26 protein-coding genes are annotated in these 26755 nt (G+C 57.3%); 11 read left to right on the top strand and 15 right to left on the bottom strand.

Annotation, left to right across the window (positions count from 1 at the left end; translation table 11 throughout):
* Positions 1 to 103: 103 nt before the first annotated feature.
* Complete coding sequence (locus SPL01S_RS19310) at positions 104 to 853, top strand: 3-oxoacyl-ACP reductase family protein (protein ID WP_063202297.1); 750 nt, start codon at positions 104 to 106, stop codon at positions 851 to 853.
* Positions 854 to 916: 63 nt separating this feature from the next.
* Here the strand turns inward: SPL01S_RS19310 and ssb1 are convergent, their stop codons facing one another.
* Positions 917 to 1453 carry a single-stranded DNA-binding protein SSB1 gene (gene ssb1, locus SPL01S_RS19305; RefSeq protein WP_006317814.1) on the bottom strand — a complete coding sequence of 179 codons (537 nt, stop codon included), beginning with the start codon at positions 1451 to 1453 and terminating at the stop codon, positions 917 to 919.
* Between the two features lie 277 nt (positions 1454 to 1730).
* Here ssb1 and uvrA point away from each other — a divergent pair, with 277 nt between their 5' ends.
* Positions 1731 to 4565: an excinuclease ABC subunit UvrA gene (gene uvrA, locus SPL01S_RS19300; protein WP_063202295.1), complete on the top strand. Its 2835-nt coding sequence runs from the start codon at positions 1731 to 1733 to the stop codon at positions 4563 to 4565.
* Between the two features lie 223 nt (positions 4566 to 4788).
* Positions 4789 to 5841: an NAD(P)-dependent alcohol dehydrogenase gene (locus SPL01S_RS19295; protein WP_062868864.1), complete on the top strand. Its 1053-nt coding sequence runs from the start codon at positions 4789 to 4791 to the stop codon at positions 5839 to 5841.
* Positions 5842 to 5875: 34 nt separating this feature from the next.
* Here SPL01S_RS19295 and maa read toward each other — a convergent pair whose 3' ends face one another.
* From maa to SPL01S_RS19265, 6 genes are all read right to left on the bottom strand, one after another.
* A complete protein-coding gene (maa, locus tag SPL01S_RS19290) occupies positions 5876 to 6433 on the bottom strand; it encodes a maltose O-acetyltransferase (protein WP_063202322.1) in 558 nt (185 codons plus the stop codon).
* A gap of 164 nt (positions 6434 to 6597) precedes the next feature.
* The gene (locus tag SPL01S_RS19285; RefSeq protein WP_006317810.1) at positions 6598 to 6951 is read right to left on the bottom strand and encodes an MmcQ/YjbR family DNA-binding protein; all 354 of its coding nucleotides are present in this window, start codon (positions 6949 to 6951) and stop codon (positions 6598 to 6600) included.
* Positions 6952 to 6955: 4 nt separating this feature from the next.
* On the bottom strand, positions 6956 to 7372 hold the full coding sequence (locus SPL01S_RS19280; RefSeq protein WP_004948741.1) for a secondary thiamine-phosphate synthase enzyme YjbQ: 417 nt from the start codon (positions 7370 to 7372) through the stop codon (positions 6956 to 6958).
* A gap of 279 nt (positions 7373 to 7651) precedes the next feature.
* Complete coding sequence (locus SPL01S_RS19275; RefSeq protein ID WP_006328339.1) at positions 7652 to 8845, bottom strand: amino acid aminotransferase; 1194 nt, start codon at positions 8843 to 8845, stop codon at positions 7652 to 7654.
* A 41-nt stretch (positions 8846 to 8886) separates the two neighbouring features.
* The gene (locus tag SPL01S_RS19270; protein WP_006317804.1) at positions 8887 to 9504 is read right to left on the bottom strand and encodes a YitT family protein; all 618 of its coding nucleotides are present in this window, start codon (positions 9502 to 9504) and stop codon (positions 8887 to 8889) included.
* Between the two features lie 313 nt (positions 9505 to 9817).
* Positions 9818 to 10285: an Lrp/AsnC family transcriptional regulator gene (locus tag SPL01S_RS19265; RefSeq protein ID WP_004948752.1), complete on the bottom strand. Its 468-nt coding sequence runs from the start codon at positions 10283 to 10285 to the stop codon at positions 9818 to 9820.
* 354 nt (positions 10286 to 10639) lie between these two features.
* Between SPL01S_RS19265 and SPL01S_RS19260 the strand changes: the two genes are divergently transcribed.
* Positions 10640 to 12028, top strand: a complete 1389-nt coding sequence (locus SPL01S_RS19260) for an amino acid permease (protein ID WP_062791596.1) — start codon at positions 10640 to 10642, stop codon at positions 12026 to 12028.
* 13 nt (positions 12029 to 12041) lie between these two features.
* On the top strand, positions 12042 to 12809 hold the full coding sequence (locus SPL01S_RS19255; protein WP_006328341.1) for a transporter substrate-binding domain-containing protein: 768 nt from the start codon (positions 12042 to 12044) through the stop codon (positions 12807 to 12809).
* A 43-nt stretch (positions 12810 to 12852) separates the two neighbouring features.
* On the opposite strand, the gene alr is transcribed toward SPL01S_RS19255, so the two are convergent.
* On the bottom strand, positions 12853 to 13932 hold the full coding sequence (gene alr / locus SPL01S_RS19250; RefSeq protein WP_062868871.1) for an alanine racemase: 1080 nt from the start codon (positions 13930 to 13932) through the stop codon (positions 12853 to 12855).
* Between the two features lie 17 nt (positions 13933 to 13949).
* The gene (gene dnaB, locus SPL01S_RS19245; RefSeq protein ID WP_004948763.1) at positions 13950 to 15374 is read right to left on the bottom strand and encodes a replicative DNA helicase; all 1425 of its coding nucleotides are present in this window, start codon (positions 15372 to 15374) and stop codon (positions 13950 to 13952) included.
* A gap of 180 nt (positions 15375 to 15554) precedes the next feature.
* On the opposite strand from dnaB, the gene SPL01S_RS19240 reads away from it, so the two are divergent.
* On the top strand, positions 15555 to 16538 hold the full coding sequence (locus SPL01S_RS19240) for a quinone oxidoreductase (RefSeq protein ID WP_004948766.1): 984 nt from the start codon (positions 15555 to 15557) through the stop codon (positions 16536 to 16538).
* Positions 16539 to 16844: 306 nt separating this feature from the next.
* Here the strand turns inward: SPL01S_RS19240 and pspG are convergent, their stop codons facing one another.
* Together pspG and dusA are read right to left on the bottom strand one after the other, a co-directional pair.
* Positions 16845 to 17063 carry an envelope stress response protein PspG gene (pspG, locus tag SPL01S_RS19235; RefSeq protein ID WP_004948769.1) on the bottom strand — a complete coding sequence of 73 codons (219 nt, stop codon included), beginning with the start codon at positions 17061 to 17063 and terminating at the stop codon, positions 16845 to 16847.
* Positions 17064 to 17219: 156 nt separating this feature from the next.
* Positions 17220 to 18230 carry a tRNA dihydrouridine(20/20a) synthase DusA gene (dusA, locus tag SPL01S_RS19230; RefSeq protein ID WP_004948772.1) on the bottom strand — a complete coding sequence of 337 codons (1011 nt, stop codon included), beginning with the start codon at positions 18228 to 18230 and terminating at the stop codon, positions 17220 to 17222.
* A 203-nt stretch (positions 18231 to 18433) separates the two neighbouring features.
* Between dusA and SPL01S_RS19225 the strand changes: the two genes are divergently transcribed.
* From SPL01S_RS19225 to zur, 4 genes are all read left to right on the top strand, one after another.
* Positions 18434 to 18967, top strand: a complete 534-nt coding sequence (locus SPL01S_RS19225; RefSeq protein WP_004948775.1) for a tetratricopeptide repeat protein — start codon at positions 18434 to 18436, stop codon at positions 18965 to 18967.
* A 50-nt stretch (positions 18968 to 19017) separates the two neighbouring features.
* Positions 19018 to 19506, top strand: a complete 489-nt coding sequence (locus tag SPL01S_RS19220) for an RNA polymerase sigma factor (protein WP_073972080.1) — start codon at positions 19018 to 19020, stop codon at positions 19504 to 19506.
* On the top strand, positions 19503 to 20261 hold the full coding sequence (locus SPL01S_RS19215; protein ID WP_063202291.1) for an anti-sigma factor family protein: 759 nt from the start codon (positions 19503 to 19505) through the stop codon (positions 20259 to 20261). The genes SPL01S_RS19220 and SPL01S_RS19215 overlap by 4 nt, the downstream gene beginning before the upstream one ends.
* A gap of 185 nt (positions 20262 to 20446) precedes the next feature.
* Positions 20447 to 20959 carry a zinc uptake transcriptional repressor Zur gene (gene zur / locus SPL01S_RS19210; protein WP_004948787.1) on the top strand — a complete coding sequence of 171 codons (513 nt, stop codon included), beginning with the start codon at positions 20447 to 20449 and terminating at the stop codon, positions 20957 to 20959.
* 114 nt (positions 20960 to 21073) lie between these two features.
* Here zur and SPL01S_RS19205 read toward each other — a convergent pair whose 3' ends face one another.
* From SPL01S_RS19205 to SPL01S_RS19190, 4 genes are all read right to left on the bottom strand, one after another.
* Positions 21074 to 21283 carry a CsbD family protein gene (locus SPL01S_RS19205; protein ID WP_004948789.1) on the bottom strand — a complete coding sequence of 70 codons (210 nt, stop codon included), beginning with the start codon at positions 21281 to 21283 and terminating at the stop codon, positions 21074 to 21076.
* A gap of 318 nt (positions 21284 to 21601) precedes the next feature.
* Positions 21602 to 22939: an MATE family efflux transporter DinF gene (dinF, locus tag SPL01S_RS19200; protein WP_063202289.1), complete on the bottom strand. Its 1338-nt coding sequence runs from the start codon at positions 22937 to 22939 to the stop codon at positions 21602 to 21604.
* Between the two features lie 101 nt (positions 22940 to 23040).
* On the bottom strand, positions 23041 to 23649 hold the full coding sequence (gene lexA, locus SPL01S_RS19195) for a transcriptional repressor LexA (RefSeq protein ID WP_063202286.1): 609 nt from the start codon (positions 23647 to 23649) through the stop codon (positions 23041 to 23043).
* 118 nt (positions 23650 to 23767) lie between these two features.
* Entirely contained in the window at positions 23768 to 24136 is a 369-nt protein-coding gene (locus SPL01S_RS19190) for a diacylglycerol kinase (RefSeq protein WP_004948796.1), read from the bottom strand.
* A 149-nt stretch (positions 24137 to 24285) separates the two neighbouring features.
* Here SPL01S_RS19190 and plsB point away from each other — a divergent pair, with 149 nt between their 5' ends.
* Entirely contained in the window at positions 24286 to 26751 is a 2466-nt protein-coding gene (gene plsB / locus SPL01S_RS19185; protein ID WP_063202284.1) for a glycerol-3-phosphate 1-O-acyltransferase PlsB, read from the top strand.
* The last annotated feature ends 4 nt before the right edge of the window (positions 26752 to 26755 follow it).

Here is a 26755-nt window from a genome sequence, read left to right as displayed (position 1 = left end):
ATGGTTTAAGCTGATTATAGCGCTTTGGGGCTAGTGGCCGCGTTGCGTTTCTCCGATACTGGTCCGGTAGATTTTTTAACCTTACCCACTCTGGAGAAACATCATGTCAGCAACCCTCTCTCTGCAAGGCAAAGTCGCATTCGTTCAGGGCGGCTCACGCGGTATCGGCGCCGCCATCGTCAAACGGCTGGCGCGCGATGGTGCCGCGGTGGCATTCACCTACGCAGCTTCCGCCGGCCGGGCCGATGCCGTGGTGAGTGAAATCGCCGCCGCCGGCGGCAAGGCTATCGCCATCAAAGCCGACAGCGTCGACGCCGCCGCAGTACAGCAGGCGGTACGCCAGGCGGTGAACAGCTTCGGCAATCTGGACATTCTGGTGAACAACGCCGGGGTGTTTACCTTGGGCAGCACCGAAGAACTGGCGCTGGAAGATCTGGACCGTATGCTCGCGGTGAACGTACGCAGCGTCTTTGTTGCCAGCCAGGAAGCTGCACGCCATATGAACGACGGTGGCCGCATCATTCACATCGGCAGCACCAACGCCGAGCGAGTGCCCTTTGGCGGCGCCGCCGTTTACGCGATGAGCAAATCCGCGCTGGTCGGCCTGACCAAGGGCATGGCGCGCGATCTCGGCCCGCGCGGTATCACCGTCAACAACGTGCAGCCCGGCCCGGTGGATACCGAGATGAACCCGGACGACGGCGATTTCGCCGAGCAGTTGAAACAGCTGATGGCCATCGGCCGCTACGGTAAAGACGAAGAGATCGCCAGCTTTGTCGCCTATCTGGCCGGCCCGCAAGCGGGCTACATCACCGGAGCCAGTCTGAGCATCGACGGCGGCTTCTCGGCTTAAGGTTGGCAGAAAAGCAAAAAGCCCCGAAAAGGGGCTTTTTTATTGGCTTCAGACAGCCCGATATCAGAAAGGAATATCGTCGTCGAAGTCCATTGGCGGTTCGTTGCTGCTGGCTGCCGGCGCGTTGTTCTGCGCTGGGCGCGCCTGCTGGCCGCCGCTGAACTGGTTGCCACCCTGTGGTTGCTGAGGCTGGCCCCAACCGCCCTGGCCGCCTGCTGCCTGACCACCGCCTGCAGGTGCGCCGCCGCCTTGACGGCCGCCCAGCATCTGCATGGTGCCGCCAACGTTAACCACAACTTCGGTGGTGTATTTTTCTACGCCAGCCTGATCGGTCCATTTACGGGTCTGCAGGGCACCTTCGATATACACCTGGGAACCTTTACGCAGATATTCGCCCGCAACTTCGGCCAGCTTGCCGAACAACACAACGCGGTGCCACTCGGTTTTTTCTTTCTGCTCGCCAGTCGCCTTGTCACGCCAGCTTTCGGAGGTCGCCAGGGTAATGTTGGCCACTGCGCCGCCATTCGGCATGTAACGGACTTCCGGGTCTTGGCCCAGATTCCCGACCAGAATTACTTTGTTTACGCCTCTGCTGGCCATGAGAACTCTCCTGATGATTGATTTTTACACAGTATAAACGAGTAAGTTTAACACGCTCAGCCTGAAACGACACCCGTGTTGATAACTGCGTATTGTATTCCAGAATTGTCCTTTCGAACGACCTTGTTGCATTCGTATACTGGATATTCATTCAGGTTTTTTTGTGTCATAATTATGCGTTTCGTACTGGCTGTGCCGGTTTTTTGCGCGGTTGATCACAAAATCACCCGCACTAAACCCAGACAGGCGCGGTGTATCATCAAGACGGGAAGTGTAAATGGACAATATCGAAGTTCGTGGTGCTCGAACCCATAATCTCAAAAACATCAACCTGATTATCCCGCGTGACAAGCTGATCGTCGTCACCGGTTTGTCCGGTTCAGGCAAGTCCTCGCTGGCTTTTGATACCCTGTATGCCGAAGGGCAGCGCCGCTACGTCGAGTCGCTCTCCGCCTATGCACGCCAGTTTCTTTCGCTGATGGAAAAACCGGACGTCGACCATATTGAAGGTCTATCGCCGGCAATTTCCATCGAGCAGAAATCCACCTCGCATAACCCGCGATCCACGGTCGGCACCATCACCGAGATCCACGATTACCTGCGCCTGCTGTTCGCTCGCGTCGGCGAACCGCGCTGCCCGGATCACCATGTGGAACTGGCGGCGCAAACCGTCAGCCAGATGGTGGACAACGTACTCAGCCAGCCGGAAGGCAAACGCCTGATGCTGCTGGCGCCGGTGGTGAAAGACCGCAAGGGCGAGCACACCAAAACGCTGGAAAACCTGGCGACCCAGGGCTATATCCGCGCGCGCATCGACGGCGAAGTGTGTGACCTCTCGGATCCGCCGAAGCTTGAGCTGCAGAAAAAGCACACCATTGAAGTGGTGGTCGATCGCTTCAAGGTGCGTGAAGATCTGGCGCAGCGCCTGGCGGAATCGTTCGAAACCGCGCTGGAGCTGTCCGGCGGCACGGCGGTAGTGGCCGACATGGACGACGAAAAAGCGGACGAGCTGCTGTTCTCCGCCAACTTCGCCTGCCCGATCTGCGGCTACAGCATGCGCGAGCTGGAACCGCGCCTGTTCTCGTTCAACAACCCGGCCGGCGCCTGCCCGACCTGTGATGGCCTGGGCGTGCAGCAGTTCTTCGATCCGGAACGCGTTGTGCAGAACCCCGAGCTTTCTCTGGCCGGCGGTGCAATCCGCGGTTGGGATCGCCGCAACTTCTATTATTTCCAGATGCTGCGTTCGCTGTCGGAACATTATGCCTTCGACGTCGAAGCGCCGTTCAACTCCCTGGATGCCAACGTGCAGAAAGCGGTGCTCAGCGGTTCCGGCAAAGAGTCGATCGAGTTCAAATACATTAACGATCGCGGTGACACCACCGTGCGCCGCCACCCGTTCGAAGGCGTGCTGCACAACATGGAACGCCGCTATAAAGAGACGGAATCCAGCGCGGTGCGCGAAGAGCTGGCGAAGTTTATCAGCAACCGCCCTTGCGCCTCGTGTCACGGCACTCGCCTGCGCGAAGAAGCGCGCAACGTGTTTGTCGAAGACACCACGCTGCCGGAAATCTCCGATCTGAGCATCGGCCACGCCATGACCTTCTTCCAGAACATGAAGCTTAGCGGCCAGCGCGCCCAGATCGCCGAAAAAGTCCTGAAAGAGATTGGCGACCGCCTGAAATTCCTGGTGAACGTCGGGCTTAACTACCTGTCGCTGTCGCGCTCGGCGGAAACCCTGTCCGGCGGCGAGGCGCAGCGTATTCGTCTGGCCAGCCAGATCGGCGCCGGCCTGGTGGGCGTAATGTACGTTCTTGATGAGCCGTCGATCGGCCTGCACCAGCGTGACAACGAACGCCTGCTGGAAACCCTGATCCACCTGCGTAACCTGGGCAACACGGTGATCGTGGTGGAGCATGACGAAGACGCCATCCGCGCCGCCGATCACGTGATCGATATCGGCCCCGGCGCCGGTGTGCATGGCGGCCAGGTGGTGGCGGAAGGTACCGTCGAGGACATCATGGCGCAGCCCGAATCGCTGACCGGCCAGTTCCTCAGCGGCAAACGCGAGATTTCCATCCCTGAGCAGCGCGTACCTGCCGATCCGACCAAGGTGTTGAAGCTGAGCGGCGCGCGCGGCAACAACCTGAAAGACGTGACGCTGACGCTGCCGGTGGGGCTGTTTACCTGCATTACCGGGGTCTCCGGCTCAGGCAAATCCACGCTGATCAACGACACGCTGTTCCCGATCGCCCAACGCCAGCTCAACGGCGCCACCATTGCCGAACCTGCGCCGTTCCGCGAAGTGACCGGCCTCGAACATTTCGACAAAGTGATCGACATCGATCAGAGCCCGATCGGCCGCACCCCGCGCTCCAACCCGGCCACCTACACCGGCATCTTCACCCCGGTGCGCGAGCTGTTCGCCGGCGTGCCGGAGTCGCGCAGCCGCGGCTATAACCCAGGCCGCTTCAGCTTCAACGTCAAGGGCGGGCGCTGCGAGGCCTGTCAGGGCGATGGCGTGATCAAGGTGGAAATGCACTTCCTGCCGGATATCTACGTACCTTGCGACCAGTGCAAAGGCAAGCGCTATAACCGTGAGACGCTGGAAGTGAAGTACAAAGGCAAAAGCATCCACGAAGTGCTGGAGATGACCATCGAAGAAGCGCGCGATTTCTTCGACGTGGTGCCGGCACTGGCGCGCAAGCTGCAAACGCTGATGGACGTCGGCCTGTCCTACATTCGCCTCGGCCAGTCGGCGACCACGCTGTCCGGCGGTGAGGCGCAACGCGTCAAGCTGGCGCGCGAGCTGTCTAAACGCGGTACCGGCCAGACGCTGTATATCCTTGATGAGCCGACCACCGGTCTGCACTTCGCCGATATCCAGCAACTGCTGGCGGTGCTGCATCAGCTGCGCGATCAGGGCAACACCATCGTGGTGATTGAGCACAACCTGGACGTGATTAAAACGGCGGACTGGATTGTCGACCTGGGGCCGGAAGGCGGCAGCGGCGGCGGTGAAATCCTGGTCTCCGGCACGCCGGAAACCGTGGCCAACTGCGAAGCTTCGCATACCGCGCGCTTCCTCAAGCCGTTACTGAAAATGAAGAAATAACCTTTTTTGCCGGCGGGCCCTTTTGCGGCCCGCCATTTTATCCGTTCTGCCCAAATTAAAGAGAAACAGGCAAGATTTAGACATTTTCAGGCATTTCCCTCCCTGCTCGCCCCTTTTATCATCAATGTTCCCTCTGCGCCGCCCGTATGACCTGGGCCGCGTCTCACCGGCACTCTGCCGCCGGAAAGCATTCTCCCCCCATTCACTGATGACTGGAGTTACCATGAACATTACGCATGCCTATGCCGCGCATGACGCGAAGTCAGCGCTCGTACCTTTCGATTACACACCGCGCGCCCTGCGCGATCACGATGTGCAAATCGAAGTTCTGTTCTGTGGCGTTTGCCATTCGGATCTGCACCAGGCCCGCAACGAATGGAACAACTCGATTTTCCCGGTGGTGCCCGGCCATGAAATTGTTGGCCGCGTGACCGCCGTCGGCAACCACGTATCCCGCCATCAGGTTGGCGATCTGGTCGGCGTCGGCTGCATGGTCGATTCCTGTCGCAGCTGCCCTAGCTGTGACGAAGGGCTGGAGCAATACTGTGAAAACGGCTTTACCGGCACCTATAACGGCCAGGATCGGCAAACCGGCGCCATCACCTACGGCGGCTACTCAACCGCTATGGTGGTGGATCAGGACTTTGTGCTGCGGGTGCCGGCAAACCTCGATCCGGCCGGCGTCGCGCCGCTGCTTTGCGCCGGCATCACCACCTATTCGCCGCTGCGCCAATGGGGTGCCGGGCCGGGCAAGAAAGTCGGTATCGTCGGCCTCGGCGGCCTGGGGCATATGGGGGTCAAGCTGGCGCGGGCAATGGGCGCTCATGTGGTGCTGTTCACCACGTCGGCTTCCAAAGTTGAAGACGCCAAACGCCTCGGCGCTCATGAGGTAGTGATCTCGCGCAACCCGGAAGAAATGGCGCAGCACACCAACAGCTTCGATTTTATTCTCAACACGGTGGCGGCTCAGCACGATCTGAACCCGTTCCTCAACCTGCTGCGGCGTGATGGTACCTTGACGCTGGTCGGTGCGCCGGAACATGACCACCCGTCACCGCAGGTGTTTAACCTGATCATGAAACGCCGCCGCCTCGCCGGTTCGCTGATCGGTGGCATTGCAGAAACCCAGGAGATGCTGGATTTCTGCGGCCAGCACGGCATTACTTCGGATATCGAACTGATCCCGATGCAGCAAATCAACGAAGCCTATGAGCGCATGCTGAAAAGCGACGTGAAATACCGTTTCGTGGTGGATATCAACTCTCTGCGAGCATAATGCTACGGGCGCCCACTGCGGCGCCCGTTTTTTGTTATAGCTGTTTAATCACCCGCGCCGGATTGCCGCCGACCACGCAGTTGGCCGGTACGTCTTTGGTGACGACCGCCCCAGACGCCACCACCACGTTATCTCCCAGAGTAACGCCGGGGTTAATGACCGCCCTGCCGCCGATCCAGACATTGTTGCCAATGCTTACCGGTTTGCCGAACTCCGCACCGCCGACGCGGGTTTGCGCCTCCAGCGGATGGGTAGCGGTGTAAATATGCACCCCCGGCGCCAACAGGCAGTTATCGCCAATATGCACTTCGCACACATCCAGGATTACGCAGTCAAAATTGGCGTAAAAATTCTTCCCCAGATAGATGTTATAACCGTAATCGCAGCGGAACGTCGGTTCGATGGTTCCCCCCTGATACTGGCCCAACAGCGCCGTCAGCCACTGTTTACGCAGATCGCCCTCGTCCGGGGATGAATGGTTGTAATGGTGCACCAGTTGGCGCGCACGCTTGCGTTCGCTGCGCAGCAGCTCGTCACCGGCATCGTACAGTTCGCCGGCAATCATCTTGCGTTTTTCTTCACTCATGGCCATCTCACGGCATCCTTTGGTCTCGCGGCTCATCGATTAAAAAGCCTAGTCGTTCCTGGTGCGCAATGAAACGGGAACGTTCCCATTCTCGAATCGCGATCACAATTTAAAGAGAAAAAAGGAGACAATGGAACGGAAAAGGCAGGCGGCTACGCCTGCCCTGCCGGTTAAGCGCGCAGTTCCTGTCGCACGTGGTCGGGTAACCCTTCCAGCACCAGCTGATATGAACTGTCGATCAGGGTGTAAAATTGCGAGTTCGGCAGGTTGCCGTCGAGAAACACCGTATTCCAGTGCGCCTTGTTCATGCCAGCGCAGGCGACGATCTCCGGGTGATGCTCGCGCAGACTTTCCGCCAGCTCCGGGCTTGATTTCACCGCCAGGGCCGGCCGGCCCTGTACCTCGCACACCATGGCGAACATCACGTCGCCGACCTTGATCTGGCTGGCCTGCCACTGGTTCTGGTCGCTTTGTTCCGCGCCCGGCTTCGCCATGCAGTATTCCAGCAGTGCTGTGTTATTCATTGGGTTACTCCCCCTGTAAAGTGGCCACAATACGGCGTGAACCGCCGTGGATGCGGTGCTCCCCCAGCCAAATTCCCTGCCATGTGCCCAACATCAGCCGCCCATGGCCGACGGGCAGCATCAAAGATGCGCCCAGCAGCGAGGATTTGATGTGTGCCGGCATGTCGTCCAGCCCTTCGTAGTCGTGCTGATAGGGTGCGTTCTCGGGTACCTGACGCAGGAAATGCTGTTCCATGTCGGCTCGCACCGTGGGATCGCAGTTCTCGTTGAGCGTCAGCGAGGCCGAGGTATGCTGCAACAACAGATGCAGCAGGCCGGTTTGCAGGCGGTGTAAGTGGGTTAACTGGTCAGTAATCTCTTCGGTAACCAGATGAAAACCACGCGCTTTTGCGCTGAGGATAAGCGTTTGCTGATGCCACATGAGTGAGCGCCCCTCAATCAGTATATTCTCTATCCGGTTTGCGGCAACTTTGGCGGCAAACCGACAACAAAAAAGGAGCGATATCGCTATCGCTCCTCAGACTGCTGACAAAGCCCGTTATTAGGGAGAGCGTGCCGAAGGGGTCGTAGCGGCTTGCCCGCCGGAGCGCCCCTCGGTGCGCTAGGCCCGGGTATCTCGGGTTCAAAGACAACTTTGTCATCAAACTCAGGAGCGATATCGCTATCGCTCCTTTGCGAACGTCAGTTCACCCTAACAACATTACTGCACCGCGGCAAACGCCTCGGCCACCTGATGCACGTTGTTGTGGTTCAGGCCGGCCATGCAAACGCGCCCGCTGTGGATCAGGTAGACGCCGAACTCTTCACGCAGGCGATCAACCTGCGCCGCGCTGAAACCGGTGTAGCTGAACATGCCGCGCTGCTGCAGCAGGTAATCGAAGTTACGCTGCGGCAACGCGATTTTCAGCGCCTCTACCAGCGTTTTACGCATCTCAAGAATACGGGTGCGCATGCTTTCCACTTCCGCCAGCCACTGGGCCTTCAACTGCGTATCGTTCAGCACCTTCGCCACCACCTGCGCACCGAAGTTCGGCGGGCTGGAGTAGTTGCGACGTACGGTGGCCTTCAATTGCCCCAGCACGCGTCCGGCGGCTTCTTCGCTTTCGCACACTACCGACAGGCCGCCGACGCGTTCGCCATACAGCGAGAAGATTTTCGAGAATGAGTTACTCACCAGGCACGGCAGGCCGGCGGCGGCGATAGTGCGGATAGCGTAAGCATCTTCGGTGATACCGCCGCCAAAACCCTGATAGGCGATATCGAGGAACGGGATCAGCTCACGCTCGGCGATCACCTTGACCACCTCGTCCCACTGGGCATTGGTCAGATCAGAGCCAGTCGGGTTGTGGCAGCACGGATGCAGCAGCGCGATGCTGTGTTTCGGCAGTTGTTTCAACGCGCTCAACATGGCGTCGAACTTCACGCCCAGGCTTTCGCCATCAAAGTACGGATAGGTATTCACTTTGAAACCGGCGCCGCCGAAGATGGCGATATGGTTTTCCCAGGTAGGATCGCTGACCCACACCTGCGAATCCGGGAAGTAGCTTTTCAGGAAGTCGGCACCCACTTTCAGCGCGCCGGAACCGCCGACGGTCTGAATGGTGGCGATGCGCCCCTGCTGCAGCATCGGGTGCTCGGCACCGAACAGCAGATGCTGAATGGCAGTACGGTAAGGCAGCAGCCCTTCCATCGGCAGGTACACCGACGCGCCCTGATCCACGCTGTTCAACTGCGCTTCCGCTGCGGCAACCGCCTTCATCTGCGGGATAATACCCCGCTCGTCATAGTAAAGGCCGATACTCAGGTTAACCTTGTGCGCACGTGTGTCTTTTTTGAATTTTTCCATCAGCGACAGGATAGGATCGCCTGCATAGGCATCAACGTTCTGGAACACGGGGTCGTTCTCCTAGATTGGGTTATTCAGAGGGTACAGATTCAAACGCTGTAACGACCAGGGCGATGGTTCATCGCGATAATCAGATTCAGCACCATTGCACCTAATATAGACGCAATTAGCAGGGAAATATTCACCACAAACAGTGAGGCTAACACGATAGAAATATCGACCGCCATTTGCAATTTGCCGGCGCGCAAACCGTATTTATCCTGCAGATACAGCGCGAGAATATTGACGCCGCCCAGGCTGGCCTTATGGCGAAATAACACAATAAACCCTAACCCCATGATCATGCTACCGAACACCGTTGCATAAAAAGGCTGCAGGCGGTCAAAATGGATGAAATAGGGGTGCAAATCGGAAAATATCGACACCAGCGCCACCGAGCAGAAGGTTTTGACGGTGAACGCCCACCCCATACGGCGGATCGCCAGATAATAGAACGGCAGGTTAAGCAAAAAGAACGCTACGCCGAACGACAGCGGTGTCAGGTAATTGATTAAAAAAGCCAATCCGGCGGTGCCACCGGTCAGTGCGCCGGCCTGCCGCAGCAAGATCACGCCGAACGACACCATCAGCGTGCCGATCAGGATCGCCAGCACGTCTTCCAGCAGAGTATGGGAAATATTGTCTTCAGGGCTGATGCAGTTATCCATGGTGTTATTACTCAAAGTAGGTTGCCATCACCGCCCGGTGAACCGGGTTTGTACGCTGAATAATGCAAAAGCCACACCATAAGATAAGTAAAACAGCCGTCATCATGCGATTTCGCAGGATGTTCGGCATTTACGCACAATAAGCCGCTGTTTTTATTTAAAATAAAAAATGCACAAAATGCGCATAGAAAACAAAATAACCGCAAATATCACGCATCAAATGCAAATTTATCGACCACTTACCGCATTAAATGCCCATTAATGGTGCAGGTCGCCCCTAAATGGTTCATTAAATGGAGGCGGCAATGTCCGATCAGCGCGCTACCGGCAGCAGCCCGTTTTCTTTCAGCCGATTCAGTACCACCGCGGTTTTCACGTGCGCTACGCTCTTGTGCATCGACAGAGTCTTGCTGATAAAGTCGCTCAGCGCTGCCAGATCGGCCACGGCCACCTTTAACAGATAGTCAGCGTCGCCGGTGGTTTTATAGGCATCGAGAATAGCGTCAACCTCTTCCAGCATGCGATGAAAGCTGTCCACATGCTCTTGGGCATGGTTGGTCAGGCTCACTTCGATTAACCCCACCATCCCCAACCCAACGGCCTCCGGCGCCAGCCGCGCATGGTAGCCGCGGATCAACTGAGCCTGTTCCAGGCTGATGCGCCGCCGTGAGCACTGGGAAGCGGACAACCCCACCAGCTCGCTCAATTCCTGATTGGTCAGACGGCCATTGGCCTGTAACAGCGTCAGGATTTTCATATCAAAATCGTCAATGTTGTACATAGCCACCTGTAAACCCGTTAAGAAATGTTGACGTTACAGACTATCAGTTTTTTTGCCCCTGTAATCCCCCCGTTTTAATTCCCCGGCGACGCCTCACAATTTCATTGCACCACCCTGGCCCATTTCCGGTCATCACAGGCACCCAATACGGGCATTGCGTGCGATAAATAAGGTTAAAACGCCATAAATTCTGCAATAAACACAGTTTAATGCACGGTTCGTGAGTTAAAGTGAAAAAATAATTAAATAACGTTTTCAGCAGGTTATTAGCGATATGTCCCCATCCCCCATACTCACTGGCCCGATAGTTGCTAAATCCCCAGCGACACGCATTTACCTTTTTGGGGAACACAGATGGACAATCATCAGTCAGAAAACCAGTTGAAAAGAGGGTTAAAAAACCGTCATATCCAGCTGATCGCTCTCGGCGGCGCCATCGGCACCGGTCTATTTCTCGGCATTGCCCAGACCATAAAAATGGCTGGCCCCTCGGTGCTGCTCGGTTACGCCATCGCCGGGGTTATCGCCTTCTTTATCATGCGCCAACTGGGTGAAATGGTGGTAGAAGAGCCGGTGGCCGGTTCCTTCAGCCATTTTGCCAATAAATACTGGAGCGGCTTTGCCGGCTTTATGTCCGGCTGGAACTATTGGGTGCTGTACGTATTGGTGAGCATGGCGGAACTGACCGCCGTGGGCATTTACGTACAGTACTGGTGGCCGGAAATTCCGACCTGGGTCTCCGCAGCGGTATTCTTTGTGGCGATCAACGCCATCAACCTTACCAGCGTCAAAGTGTACGGCGAGATGGAGTTCTGGTTTTCCATCATCAAAGTGGCGGCGATCATCAGCATGATCGCATTTGGCGCCTGGCTGTTGGCCAGCGGGCACGGCGGGCCGGACGCCAGCGTGGCCAACCTGTGGCAATACGGCGGTTTCTTCCCTAACGGCATCAGCGGTCTGGTGATGGCAATGGCGGTGATCATGTTCTCGTTCGGCGGTCTGGAGCTGGTCGGCATTACCGCCGCCGAAGCGGATAACCCGGAGAAAAGCATCCCACAAGCCACCAATCAGGTGATTTACCGTATTCTGCTGTTTTATGTCGGCGCGCTGGCGGTGCTGCTGTCACTGTATCCGTGGCAGAAGGTGGTGGAAGGCGGCAGCCCGTTCGTCCTGATCTTCCATGCGCTGGACAGCAATCTGGTGGCGACGCTACTGAACATGGTGGTGCTGTCCGCCGCCCTGTCGGTGTACAACAGCTGCGTGTATTGCAACAGCCGCATGCTGTTTGGGCTGGCGAAACAAGGCAACGCACCGCGCGCACTGCTGAAGACCAACCGGCGCGGCATTCCGCTGGCGGCGCTGAGCGTGTCGGCGCTGGTGACCGCACTGTGCGTGCTGCTCAATTACCTGATGCCGGGCAAGGCGTTTGAATTGCTGATGGCGTTGGTGGTGTCCGCATTGGTGATCAACTGGGCAATGATCTGCATTACTCACCTGAAGTTTCGGCGCGCCAAGCGGCTGGCCGGGCAGCAAACGCGTTTCCAAAGTTGGGGTTACCCGTTCACCAATCTGATTTGTCTGCTGTTTTTAGCCGGGATTTTGGTCATTATGTTTATGACGCCAGGCATCCGGATTTCGGTATGGTTGATTCCGGTTTGGCTATTGGTGCTGGCGGCAAGCTATCTGCTGAAGAAAAAGAACGCCGCCGCACCGGGCGCCATTGCTGAATCCAATAACGTATAAGCAAGGGAAACAGATGAAAAAGCTATTACCTCTCGCACTGCTGGTCGCCGCAGGGAGCGCCAGCGCCCAATCCCATCTGGATAAGGTGACACAACAGGGCACGCTGGAAGTGTGCACCACCGGCGATTACAAGCCCTACACCTTTTTGAAGGAAGACGGCAGCTACGAAGGCATTGATATCGCCATGGCGGAATCGTTGGCCAAGAGCCTGGGCGCCAAAGTGAAGTGGGTGAAAACCAGTTGGAAAACCCTGACGCCGGACTTTGTCGCCGGCAAATGCGACATCGCCATGGGCGGCATTTCCGTCACGCTACAGCGGCAAAAACAGGTGTTCTTCGCCGATAAGCTGGATACCGACGGCAAAATCCCGCTGGTGCGCTGCACCGACGTGAAGAAATACCGGACGGTCGAGCAGATCAACAAGGCGTCCGTGCGCCTGCTGGAACCGGCTGGCGGCACCAACGAAGCGTTCGTACATGCTTACCTGCCCGACGCCAAGCTGACGTTGACCCATGATAACGTGGGTATTTTTCAGCAGTTAGTGGACAAGAAAGCCGATGTGATGATTACCGACGCTTCCGAGGCGCTGTATCAGCAAAAACACTATCCGAAACTGTGCGCGGTCAATCCGGACAAACCGCTGCAATACGGCGAGAAGGCCTATATGTTGCCGCGTGATGATCTGAGCTGGAAGCTGTATGTGGATCAGTGGCTGCACCTGGCCAAAGCGACCGGCGAGTATCAGAGCATTATCGATCAGTGGCTGGCGGTAAAGAAGTAACGCGTTGAAGATTAGGGCCGGCACCTTGCCGGCCCACGACAGGTTATTCGCCGATATATTCCATCGCCACGCGCTGCGTCAGCTTGGTAATCAGCTCATAGGCGCTGATGCCGGTACAGGCAGCAATGCGCTCAACCGGCAACGCCTTGCCCCATAGCACCACTTCATCACCGACCTTATCGGTAGCGTTTGGCCCGAGATCGACCGAAATCATGTCCATAGATACCCGGCCGACCACCGGCACTTCGCGGCCATTAAGCCATACCGGGGTACCGGAGGGCGCACTGCGCGGGTAACCATCACCGTAACCCATCGCCACCACGCCCAGCCGGGTGTCGCCTTCGCTCACCCAGGTGCCGCCGTAACCCACCGACTCGCCGGCCTTGTGGTCGCGCACCGCAATCAGGTTGGACTTCAGCGTCATCGCCGGCTGCAGATCAAACTGGCTGCCGCAGGCATCCTCCATCGGAGAAACGCCGTACAGGATAATGCCCGGCCGCACCCAGTCATTGTGCGCATCCGGCCACAGCAAGGTGCCGCCCGAAGCGGCGATAGAGCGCTGGCCCGGCTTGCCACGGACAAAACTTTCGAAACACTGCATTTGCTTGAGCGTAGCGTCAGAGTCCGGTTCATCGGCGCGGCTGAAGTGGCTCATGATATTGACCGGCTGCGCCACGTTACGGCAGGCGCTCAGACGCTGATAAAACGCCTCAGCCTGTTCCGGACGCACGCCCAGGCGGTGCATGCCGGTATCGAGCTTCATCCATACCGGCACCGGGCGCGCCAGCTCGGCCTGCTCCAGCGCTTCAAGCTGTTCGATGCTGTGCACTGCGGTTTCGATGTTATTCGCCACCAGCACCGGCAGATCTTCAGCGCAGAAAAAGCCTTCCAGCAGCAGGATCGGTTTCACGATGCCGCCGGAGCGCAACATCAGCGCCTCGCCAATGCGCGCCACGCCGTAGCAGTCGGCGTCTTGCAGAGTGTGGGCTGTTTCCAGCAGGCCATGTCCATAAGCGTTTGCTTTCACAACGGCAATCAGGCGGCTTTGCGGCGCCTGGCGGCGCACCTGTTGCAGATTATGTCGCAGAGCGCGGCGGTCGATTACAGCGGTTGCCGCTTTCATTTCAGTTCCTTAGCTGATTATTCATCATCATATTGTGGCCCCGCGTAGTTATCGAAACGCGACCACTGGCCGTTAAAGGTAAGGCGCACGGTACCGATCGGGCCGTTACGCTGTTTACCCAGAATAATTTCGGCAATCCCTTTCATGTCGCTGTTCTCGTGATAAACCTCATCACGGTAGATGAACATGATCAGGTCGGCATCCTGCTCGATGGAACCGGACTCACGCAGGTCTGAGTTGACCGGGCGTTTGTCGGCGCGCTGCTCCAGGCTTCGGTTCAGCTGCGACAGCGCCACCACCGGCACCTGCAGCTCTTTCGCCAGCGCCTTCAGCGAACGGGAGATTTCGGCGATTTCCAGCGTACGGTTGTCGGACAGGGCCGGCACACGCATCAGCTGCAGGTAGTCGATCATGATCAGGCTGAGGCCGTCATGTTCGCGGAAAATACGGCGCGCGCGGGAGCGCACTTCGGTTGGCGTCAAGCCAGAGGAGTCGTCAATGTACATATTGCGCTTCTCCAGCAGGATGCCCATGGTGCTGGAAATGCGCGCCCAGTCCTCGTCGTCGAGCTGGCCGGTACGGATGCGCGTCTGGTCGACGCGCGACAGCGACGCCAGCATACGCATCATGATCTGGTTGCCGGGCATCTCCAGGCTGAAGATCAGCACCGGCTTTTCCTGCGTCATCGCGGCGTGTTCGCACAGGTTCATGGCGAAAGTGGTTTTACCCATCGAAGGACGGGCGGCGACGATGATCAGGTCCGATTTTTGCAAACCGGCGGTTTTCTTGTTGAGATCCTGATAGCCGGTGTCTACCCCGGTAACGCCGTCGTGCGGCTGCTGATACAGCTGCTCGATACGCGAAACGGTGTCTTCCAGAATACGCTCGATGCCTTTCGGGCCTTCATCTTTACTGGCGCGATTTTCCGCGATCTGGAATACCCGCGATTCGGCCAGGTCGAGCAGATCTTCGCTGCTGCGGCCCTGCGGATCATAACCGGCGTCGGCGATCTCGTTGGCTACCGAGATCATTTCGCGCACGACCGCTCGTTCACGCACGATGTCGGCATAAGCACCGATGTTGGCGGCACTTGGGGTGTTTTTCGACAGCTCGGCCAGATAGGCGAAACCGCCCACCGAATCCAGTTCGCCGCGCTGCTCGAGCGATTCGGACAGGGTGATCAGATCGATAGGCCGGCTCATTTCCAACAGCCGCTGCATCTCGGTAAAGATCAGGCGGTGCGGGCGGCTGAAGAAATCGTTGGAGACCACGCGTTCCGATACGTTATCCCAGCGTTCGTTATCCAGCATCAAACCGCCCAACACGGACTGTTCCGCCTCCAGCGAATGTGGCGGCATCTTCAGCCCTTCCATCTGGCGATCTCGAGGGCGATCTCTGGCTTCGTCCGCGTAAGTTTTGTTGGTTGGTTTTTTTCCTGCCATGAAGCGTATTCTTTATCCGGTTGCGAATGGAGAATCCTGACGCGAGAGTATACGTGATTTTTATCTGTGATTCCCGCGGCATAACCGATGCAAAAAAGGTATCAATCCGCACCCGGCTAAACTGGATCGTCGATACTAAAACGCGTAGGGTGAAATCAAACACCCCAACGAGGTAATGAAATGGCAAAGCGCATTCAATTCTCCGCCACCGGCGGCCCGGAAGTGTTGCAATACGTTGATTTTACACCTATCGATCCGGCAGCCGGTGAGGTACAGGTTGAGAATAAGGCGATCGGCATCAACTACATCGATACCTATATTCGCAGCGGCCTCTATGCACCCGCCAGCCTGCCAAGCGGGTTGGGCACCGAAGCGGCCGGCGTGGTGATCAAGGTAGGCGCCGGCGTCAGCGCGGTGAAACCGGGCGACCGCGTGGTTTACGCCCAATCGTCACTCGGCGCCTACAGCGACGTTCACAATGTTTCGGTAGAGAAAGTGGCGATCCTGCCGCACAACCTGAGCTTTGAGCAGGGTGCCGCCTCGTTTTTGAAAGGGCTGACGGTACATTATCTGCTGCGCCAAACCCATGAAGTGCAGCCGGGCGAAGTGTTCCTGTTCCATGCCGCCGCAGGCGGCGTCGGGTTGATTGCCTGCCAGTGGGCCAAGGCGCTCGGCGCAAAGCTTATCGGCAGCGTCGGTTCTGACGAAAAAGCTGAACTGGCTAAACGCGCCGGCGCCTGGGCGACCATCAATTACCATCAAGAAGATATCGCCCAGCGCGTGTCTGAACTGACGCAGGGCGAAAAAGTCGGCGTGGTGTACGATTCGGTGGGCCAAAGCACCTGGCAGGCCTCACTCAATAGCCTGAAGCGCCGTGGGCTGATGGTCAGCTTCGGCAACGCCTCTGGCCCGGTAACCGGCGTCGATCTGGCATTGCTGAACCAGAAAGGTTCGCTGTACGTCACCCGCCCTTCGCTCAACGGTTACGTCACTAACCGCGCGGAGTTGCAGTTCGCCAGCAATGAACTGTTCTCGTTGATCGGCAGTGGCGCCATCAAGGTCGACGTAAAAGAAGAGCAAAAATTTGCGCTGGCCGATGCGCAACGTGCGCATGAGGTGCTGGAAAGCCGCAATACCAGCGGTTCAAGCCTGCTGATCCCTTGATCCCCAGGCAAAAGAAAAGGGCTCCGTAAGGAGCCCTTTCTATTTACTGCATTTGTAGGGGTAGAGCAGAGTCCGCCAGAGACAGGGGGTTGCTTCAGCAACGCTCGTATTGGGTATTATTGTCTCTTGCGGTGATGAAATAGGTCGCATCGCTGCATCGACAAATATCCTACCAGCCCCTAAACGCAAAAAACACGCTTAATGTGCCGCATTCGCATTTAAAACACCAAGGTGTGATCGTCGCCGCATTCACGATGCATTCGTTACGCAAATTTCAGCGTGACTGCCTGATTACTCGACAAAAAATCAGTAACGACGTATTTGCGGCTTCTGCATCGAACGGTATATCCAAACGCCCACCACCGCCAAAATCAACCAGGGCAGCAGCTTGATCACTATCGCCAGCAGGCCGCCCAGCAGCATAAACGCCGCCGCGACCAGTAACGCGGCGAAGACGCCCAGCAGCGAAATTCCGGTCACCATCAGCATCACTACAAAGCCAATGAGAAAGAAGAGTTCTAACATGATTGCTCCTTCGCAAAACAAAGTCTCTGCAGGAGTATTACAAGATGCGTGCCAGAACGGCGGAAAAGATAAGTAGTTGAAATATAAAAACAGGCAAACAGCAGAGCGCTGAATGCCTGATGAAAAAGACTAACTGTTAGTCAAATTCTTTGCGTATTACGCCACTTCGGTACGCGGCAGACGAACCAGATCCAGCGCAGCTTCCACCACGCGCGCATCGGCGCCCGGTTTGTGGGCGTTCTCGCTCAGATGGCGACGCCACTGGCGCGCCCCCGGCACGCCCTGGAACAGGCCGAGGATATGGCGGGTGATGTGCCCCAAATAGGTACCGTTCGACAGCTCACGTTCAATATACGGATACAGCGATTCGATAATCGCCACGCTGTCCATGACCTCGGTCTGGCGACCAAACAGCTCGCTGTCGACCCGCGCCAAAATGCCCGGATTCTGATAAGCCTCGCGCCCCATCATCACGCCATCCAGATGCTCCAGATGCTGCTTTGCTTCTTCCAGCGTTTTCACACCGCCGTTGATGGCGAGAGTCAACTGCGGGAAATCCCGTTTCAGTTGGTACACGCGCGGATAGTCCAGCGGCGGCACTTCACGGTTTTCTTTCGGGCTGAGGCCGGACAACCAGGCCTTGCGCGCATGGATAGTAAACATATCGCACTCGCCGCGCCCGGCGACGGTGGCGATAAAATCGCACAGAAACTCGTAGCTGTCCTGGTCGTCGATGCCGATGCGGGTCTTGACCGTCACCGGGATCGACACCACGTCGCGCATCGCCTTGATACAGTCGGCAACCAGCGTTGCCTGCCCCATCAGACAGGCGCCGAACATGCCGTTTTGTACGCGATCGGACGGGCAACCGACGTTGAGGTTAATCTCGTCGTAACCGCGCTGTTCGGCCAGTTTGGCGCAGTGCGCCAGCGCAGCCGGATCGCTGCCGCCCAGTTGCAACGCCACCGGGTGCTCTTCTTCGCTGTAGGCCAGATAGTCGCCCTTGCCGTGAATAATCGCGCCGGTGGTCACCATTTCGGTGTACAGCAGCGTTTCTTTGGTCAGCAGGCGGTGGAAGTATCGGCAATGACGATCGGTCCAGTCGAGCATCGGCGCAATGGAGAAACGATTGGCGGCATATTTTGAGGCGTGGTTGTCTGTCGTCATGCTGAGTTACTGGCTACCTGATCTGTCTGGGATTCAACGAACGGCATGCTGCCGCAAACGGCTATTATAACGACAATCGACGGCATTGGGAAAACCGCCGTGCCATCAGGCCAAAAAGAAAAAGAAAAAACGAATAAAAACGCGCCTTCAGGTGTTCTCTCACCAAGGGGGCAACTCGCCTCCCTTCCAATGAGGAAAAAACCATGAACAGTTTCGTTAAACGCCTGTTGCTGCCCGTGATTGCCGGCTCTGTGCTGTTTTCCGGCGCGGCCCTGGCGATGGGGGGTGACGGCAGCGGCCAAACCACGCCAACCTGCCCGAAAGGCCAGATATACGACACAAAAACCAAGACCTGCATGGTGGATAAAAGCAGCATGATCGGCGACAACGATCGGGCGAACTACGCCTATGCGCTGGCGAAAAGCGGCCGCTATCAGGATGCCCTCGACGTGCTGAACACTCTGAAAAACCCCAACACCGCCGTGGCATTGAACTACCGGGGTTACGCCACCCGCAAGCTCGGACGCACGGATGAAGGCATCGGCTACTATTTAAAATCAGTAGCGCTCGATCCCAACTACCCAAAAGTCCGCGAATACTTGGGTGAAGCCTATATGGTGAAAGGTCGCCCGGACCTGGCGAAAGAGCAGCTCAAGGTGATCCAGTCGCTGTGCGGCACCGGTTGCGAAGAGTACCGCGACCTGGCGGCAGCCATAGATCACCATCCCGAATCATAAGGTAGCCAGGCCCGGAGGCGAGCATCAGCAACGACGCAATCCGCAACGAAATCGGCCAGTATCTTTCCCGCCTGTGGCGCTATGGTTTAGTGCTCTCTCACCGGCGGGATATCGCCGACGATCTGGTACAAGCCACCTGTGTGCGGGCGCTGGAGCGCGCCGCACAGTTTACTTTGGGCTCGCGCATGGATCGCTGGCTGTTTTCGATTCTGCATTCCATTTGGCTGAACGAAGTCCGTGCCCGGCATATCCGTCAGGGGCAGGGTTTTGTCGATGCCGACGATCTGGCCGGCGAGGAAAACGGTGAAGATACGATATGGGCCAATGAAGTGATGCAGCGGGTCAATCGCCTGCCGGAAGCACAGCGCAATGCGCTGTTCCTGGTGTACGTGGAGGAGCTTTCTTACCGGGAAGCGGCCGAGGTGCTGGGCGTCCCTATCGGCACCATCATGAGCCGCCTGGCAGCGGCACGTCTACAGCTTGCGAACGACAGTGTGCTGCAACCCCATATCCCGCAGTCAAAAGGAGAACGATCATGAGCTCATACTATACTGCGGATGAACTGCTGGTCGCCTATCTGGACAATCAACTGGATCCCCAGCAGCGCCGCAGCCTGGAACAGCGCCTGGTCGACGAACCGGCATTGGCCGACCGTTTGTCGCTGCTGGAACGCAGCAATCTGCCGTTCAAACAGGCGTTCGCCCCTTTGCTGGATGAAGCACCGGTGCAACAACTGCAGGACAGGTGGCCACTTGCCATGCCGGCCCCACAACGCGGCGTCAGCCGCCGTGCCCTGATTGCCGCTGCCGTCGGTTTTCTGGCGCTGGGTGTCGCAGGCGATCGCGCCTGGCTGCAAGCGAGTCAGCCAGAAGACAACTGGCGCGGCCTGGTGGCCCAATATATGGCGCTTTACACCCCGGAAACGCTGGCGGGCTTCGATAGCGCCCCTGCGTTACTCGCCAGTCAATTGCAGCACACCGGCGAACGGCTCGGCATTGCCCTCCCCGCTCCCAAACTGGCATTGAACGGCGCTGAGCTGAAAAATGCCCGCGTGTTGGCTTACGACGATCGCCGCATTGCTCAGTTGACCTGGCTGGACGCGCAGTTTGGCCCGCTGGCGCTGTGCATCATTCAGCAACCGGGCAAGCCGGAGTCCACACAAAGCGAACGCCGCCAGGGGATGAACGTGGTGTATTGGGCCGATGGCAGCCACAGCTTTATGCTGATTGGCCATAATCCTGCGGCGGAGATGACCAGGCTGGCGGAGCGCTTGCAGCGTTCACTGTCCACCTGAGAAGAAATCACGGCGCTTGCCCACCGCTCAGATGCCGGCATAGCGCGTGAAGGGTCACTCATTTTTCATCGCACCAGCCGTATCTCCGCATCAGGTTGCTCCTTCTCAGCGGAAAAGGGGGCGACTCTCGGCGATTGCGCTTAATCATGATAAAATCGGTTTTTTTACGTACCGGGATATTTGCCATGAACTCAAGCACCCAGGAAAAACTGCTGGCGCAGGCTGAACAACTCTGCCTGCAACGCAATGTGCGGCTGACACCGCAGCGGCTGGAAGTGTTACGCCTGATGGCACAACAACCCGGTGCCATCAGCGCTTATGACCTGCTGGATCTGCTGCGCGTGGCTGAACCGCAGGCGAAACCGCCAACGGTCTATCGCGCGCTGGATTTCTTGTTGGAACAAGGGTTTATTCATCGTGTGGAGTCGGCCAACAGCTACGTGCTGTGCCATCATTTCGAACAACCGATGCATACCTCCGCGCTGTTTATCTGCGATCGCTGTGCTCAGGTGACTGAACGCACCACCGAAGGGGTGGAGGAAACGCTGCAAAAACTGGCGAAAGAGTCGGGTTTTGTGCTGCGCCACAGCGTGGTGGAAGCGCATGGCCTGTGTTCGGGCTGTGTTGAAGTGGAAGCCTGCGACAGCAAGCATGATTGCGGTGAGCACGATCACAGCATTGCCATCAAGAAGAAATAAATTAAGCGGGATTGGTCAGGCACTTCCCTGTACCTGTGGCCGTGGCGTTAAGGGGATCAAAACACCCGGCCGGCTACAGTCGATTACGGCCACCGTATGCTGTGGCCCTGCTCGCTACCAGCGATACTTGCTGTGGTCTTCCCAGGATTTCACTTCTTTCTCGGCCGCCTCTTTCTGGTAGCCATAGCGTTCCTGGATTTTACCGACAAGCTGTTCGCGTTTCCCTTCAATGACCGCCAAATCGTCATCGGTCAGCTTGCCCCATTGTTCCTTCACTTTCCCTTTAAACTGTTTCCAGTTACCGTCGGCTTGATCTTTGTTCATAGTCTCTCCGTTAACCTGTCGTAAATCAGTTTGATACTGTGCTGACCGGGCGTATAACCAAGCAATTTTTATGGTCTATTACCGCCAACCAAAGGGTTGCCACTCCCCCATTCATTTCGCCAGCCACATGATTAATTGTAGACGCAGATAACGACAACCAAACAAAAACCAGAATAAAAAGCCATAAAAAACAATTAAACAGAAAAAGACACTAACAAACAAGGTGCTACCCGACTGGAATGGCTCTTGGGAACATGTAAGCAAATATAAATAAAAAACATAAGAAAAATTACTCAATTATCTATAAAGCTCCCTGTCTTATTGCACCCTAAACCAGGTACCGCGCAGCCGGTGACGGTGCCAGAACCAGCCCAGCGCAATGCCCCTCAGCGACAGAAACACCGCCAGCGCCAGCCATAATCCGTGGTTGCCTAATACAGGTACGGTAAACAACGTCAGGCCGAAGCCGACGGCCGCCACCGCCATGCTGTTGCGCATTTCGGCACCGCGGGTCGCACCAATAAACATGCCGTCCAGCAGATAACACCACACACCGACCAACGGCAGCACCACCTGCCACGGCAGATAATGGCTCGCCAGCGTACGCAACTCGGGTAAAGAGGTTAATGCCGAGATGATTTGCTGCCCGGCAACGGCATACACCACCCCAAAAGCCAGTGCCACCAAACAAGCCTGGCGACAGGCGGCGCGCCATACCTTGCGCAGTTGGCTGTCGTCGCGAGCGCCATAGGCATGGCCGGAATGCGCCTCTACCGCGTAGGCAAAGCCGTCGAGCGCGTAGGCCGTGAAGGTCAGCAAATTCATCAGTACCGCGTTTACCGCCACCACGTCGCCGCCAAGCCGGGCACCGAAAATGGTCAGTGAGGCAAAACACGCTTGCAGCAGCAGTGAACGCAACATGATGTCGCGATTCAGCGCCAGCAGGCGCCGCAGATTACCGCGCCAGGCCTGGCGCAGCATCGGCGCGGAAATGCCTCGTATGCGCATCACCCGCCAGGCAAGCCATAGCCCCAGCAGCAGGGTGGCATATTCAGAGATGACGGTCGCCGTCGCCGCCCCTTGCACGTTCCAACCCAGCCCCATCACTAACCAGATATCCAGTACGATATTCAGCAGGTTACCGATAATCAGCAAGATCACCGGTGCACGCACGTATTGCACGCCAAGCAGCCAGCCCAGGATCACCATGTTGGCCAACGCCGCCGGCGCACTTAGCCAGCGGATTTCGAGGAATAGCCGCGCTTGCTCCAGCACCGCGCCATCGCCGCCCACGATCTGCAACGCCATATCGATCAACGGGTGGCGCAGCAGCACAATCGCCACACCGGCCAACACCGCCAGCCACAACGGCTGCATAAAAGCGCGCGCCAACCCCTGAGGATCCTGTGCACCGAGCGCCTGTGCCGCCAGCCCGGTAGTGCTCATGCGAAGGAACAGCAGCAACATAAACAGGAAGCTGGTAGCCATGGCACCAATAGCAACGCCACCCAGATAGGCGGGGCTATCCAGGTGGCCAATCACCGCAGTATCCACCAGCCCGAGCAGCGGAACGGTAATATTGGAAAAGATCATGGGTAACGCAAGGCGCCATAGGGCTTTATCAGTATCGCTGGTGAAGGCAGAAAGCAGGCGCATAGTGAAATGTTCCCGTGGCGGTAGGGTTTGAATGAATCAGAAATGACATCGCCCCAGAGCTGGGGCGATTTAAATCAGAGGACAACGTTCAGGCGCAGCGATTAAATCCAGTCGCCGTTGCGGATCACGCCGACCGCCAGACCTTCAATGGTGAAATTTTGCTGACGCAGGTCGACCACGATAGGCTGGAACTCGCTGTTTTCTGGCAGCAGTTCAACCACATTGCCGTGTTTTTTCAGGCGTTTGACCGTAACTTCATCTTCAATACGCGCTACCACTACCTGGCCGTTCCGCACGTCCTGGGTTTTATGCACCGCCAGCAGATCGCCGTCGAGGATGCCGATATCACGCATCGACATGCCGTTGACCCGCAGCAGGAAATCCGCGCTCGGTTTGAACAAAGAAGGATCCACCTTATAGTGCCCTTCGATATGCTGCTGCGCCAGCAGCGGTTCACCGGCGGCCACGCGGCCAATCAGCGGTAAACCTTCTTCATCTTCCATCAGCAGGCGAATGCCGCGTGAAGCGCCGGAGACGATCTCGATCACGCCCTTGCGCGCCAGCGCTTTCAGATGTTCTTCTGCAGCATTTGGCGAACGGAACCCCAGACGCATGGCGATCTCGGCGCGCGTTGGCGGCATGCCAGTTGACGAAATATGATCGCGAATCAGTTCATAGACTTCTTGTTGTCTGGTAGTTAATGCTTTCATTCCGCCCCCTGTTTGTTTATACAGTCTTGCTGTGAGTATATACAGGTAAGCGCGGCTTGGGAACCGAAGAATGAATAAAAATCAGGGATTAGCGCCCCGCCGCAACGGAGCGTTCCACTCAGGCAAAGTGCTGCCACAGTACCGAACCCCAGACAAACAGCGCCAGTATGATCGTCAGCGTTACCGCCGCCGACCCCATATCTTTCGCCCGCCCGGAAAGCTCGTGGTGTTCCGTACCCACCCTATCGACAATGGCTTCAATCGCGCTGTTCAGCATCTCGACGATCACGACCAACAGCACCGATCCGATCAGTAAAATGCGCGCTATCGCACCCACATCCAGCCAGATCGCCAGTATGATAGCCAGCACGGTCGCCACCAGCTCCTGGCGGAATGCGGCTTCGTGCTGCCAGGCAGCAGAAAAGCCTTTATATGAGTAGCCGGCGGCTTTAATAATACGGGTCAGGCCGGTTGCTTGGTTTGCCATGTTTTTTAGTGCCTTTCACAGAGGTAAGTCATAATTATAGAGCTTGGGTCAGGAAACTCTCCCGGCTCACGGTTTTCCAACACCACAGATCTGCTACCCGGTTTCTGGTATGCTTGCGGCGCATTGCTAACAAGAGGCTTCACGTTGTTATGTCAGGTTGGCGTAAAATTTATTATAAATTATTGAATTTACCACTTAAATTGTTGGTAAGAAGTAAGGTTATCCCTTCAGATCCGGTCACGGAGTTAGGGTTGGATCCCTCACGGCCGATTTTGTATGTTTTACCTTATAATTCCAAGGCAGATTTACTGACGCTGCGCACCCAGTGCCTGGCGCAGGATTTGCCCGACCCCCTCAATCCGCTGGAGATAGACGGCACCGTACTGCCAAGCCACGTGTTTATTCACGACGGCCCGCGCGTGTTCCGCTACTACACACCGAAAGAAGAGTCGGTAAAACTGTTTCACGACTATCTGGATCTGCACCGCAGCAACCCGGATCTCGATATTCAGATGCTGCCGGTGTCGGTGATGTTTGGCCGTTCCCCAGGCCGCGAAGGCCACGGCACGCCGCATCTGCGCTTGCTGAACGGCGTCCAGAAATTCTTCGCCGTCCTGTGGCTGGGCCGCGACAGCTTCGTGCGTTTCTCCAACACCGTTTCGCTGCGCCGAATGGCGACCGAACACGGCACGGACAAAACTATCGCACAAAAACTGGCGCGCGTGGCGCGCATGCATTTCTCGCGTCAACGTCTGGCCGCCGTCGGCCCAAGCCTGCCGGCTCGTCAGGATCTGTTCAATAAGCTGCTGGCGTCCAAAGCGATCGAAAAAGCGGTCGAGGACGAAGCGCGCAGCAAGAAAATTTCCCATGAAAAGGCCCAGCAGAACGCCATTGCGCTGATGGAAGAGATCGCCGCCGACTTCTCGTACGAGACGGTGCGCCTTTCCGATCGCGTGCTGAGCTGGACCTGGAACCGGCTGTATCAGGGCATCAACGTCACCAATGCCGAGCGCGTGCGCCAGTTGGCGCAGGACGGCCACGAGATCGTTTATGTGCCGTGCCACCGCAGCCATATGGACTACCTGCTGCTGTCCTACGTACTGTATCACCAGGGGCTGGTGCCGCCGCACATCGCCGCCGGCATCAACCTCAACTTCTGGCCGGCCGGGCCGATCTTCCGTCGCCTGGGCGCGTTCTTTATCCGCCGCACCTTCAAAGGCAACAAGCTGTATTCAACGGTGTTCCGCGAATACCTCGGCGAGCTGTTTACCCGTGGCTACTCGGTGGAATACTTCGTTGAAGGCGGCCGTTCCCGCACAGGGCGCCTGCTGGAACCGAAGACCGGCACCCTGTCGATGACCATCCAGGCAATGTTGCGCGGTGGCACTCGTCCTATCACGCTGGTCCCGATCTACATCGGTTACGAACACGTGATGGAAGTAGGTACTTACGCCAAAGAGCTGCGCGGAGCGACCAAGGAAAAAGAGAGCCTGTTGCAGATGCTGCGCGGCCTGCGCAAGCTGCGTAATCTCGGCCAGGGTTACGTCAACTTCGGTGATCCGCTGCCGTTGACCCCCTACCTGAACCAGAACGTGCCGCAGTGGCGCGAATCGATTGACCCGATCGAAGCCCAACGTCCAAGCTGGCTGACGCCAACGGTCAACGACCTGGCGGCCAAGATCATGGTACGCATCAACAACGCTGCCGCCGCCAATGCCATGAACCTGTGTTCTACGGCGCTGCTGGCCTCACGCCAGCGCTCGCTGACCCGCGAACAGCTGCTTGAGCAGTTGGAGTGTTATCTGCAACTGATGCGCAACGTGCCTTACGCCGGCGACGTCACAGTGCCGACCCAAACGCCGGACGAGTTGCTGGATCACGCGCTGAACATGAACAAGTTCGAGGTGGAGAAGGATAACATCGGCGATATCATCATCCTGCCGCGCGAGCAGGCGGTGCTGATGACCTATTACCGCAACAATATCCACCATCTGTTGGTGCTGCCTTCGTTGATCGCCACCATAGTGATGCATCACCGCCGGGTGTCCCGCGCTGAACTGCTGCGGCAGATCGGCCTGATTTACCCGATGCTGAAGGCCGAACTGTTCCTGCACAACGACAAGGAACAACTGCCGGAAGTGCTGCGGCCGCTGATCGAGGAAATGATCCGCCAGCAGCTCATCTGCGACAAAGGCGAGGATCTGGTGCTTAACCCGGCGCGCATTCGCCCTCTGCAGTTGCTGGCAGCCGGCGTGCGCGAAACGTTGCAGCGCTATGCCATCACCATGTCTATCCTCAGCGCCAACCCGAGCATCAACCGCGGCGCGCTGGAGAAAGAGAGCCGCATCATGGCCCAGCGTCTTTCGGTACTGCATGGTATCAATGCGCCAGAGTTCTTCGACAAGGCCGTGTTCTCTACCCTGGTGGCGACGCTGCGTGAAGAAGGCTACATCAACGATGTCGGCGATGCAGTTCGTGAGCACACCCTGGAGGTGTACAGCATGCTGAGCGATTTGATTACCCCGGAAATCAAGCTGACTATCGAGAGCGTCAGCATGCCGGCGGAAACCGACGTGCAGCCGGAAACGGCGGCGACGGAAGAGAAAGCCGAATAATTGA

The organism is Serratia plymuthica NBRC 102599 (genome assembly GCF_001590925.1).
Classification (GTDB): domain Bacteria; phylum Pseudomonadota; class Gammaproteobacteria; order Enterobacterales; family Enterobacteriaceae; genus Serratia; species Serratia plymuthica.
The sequence above is the reverse complement of the archived record's forward strand: the minus strand, read 5'-3'. Positions and strand labels throughout refer to the sequence as shown.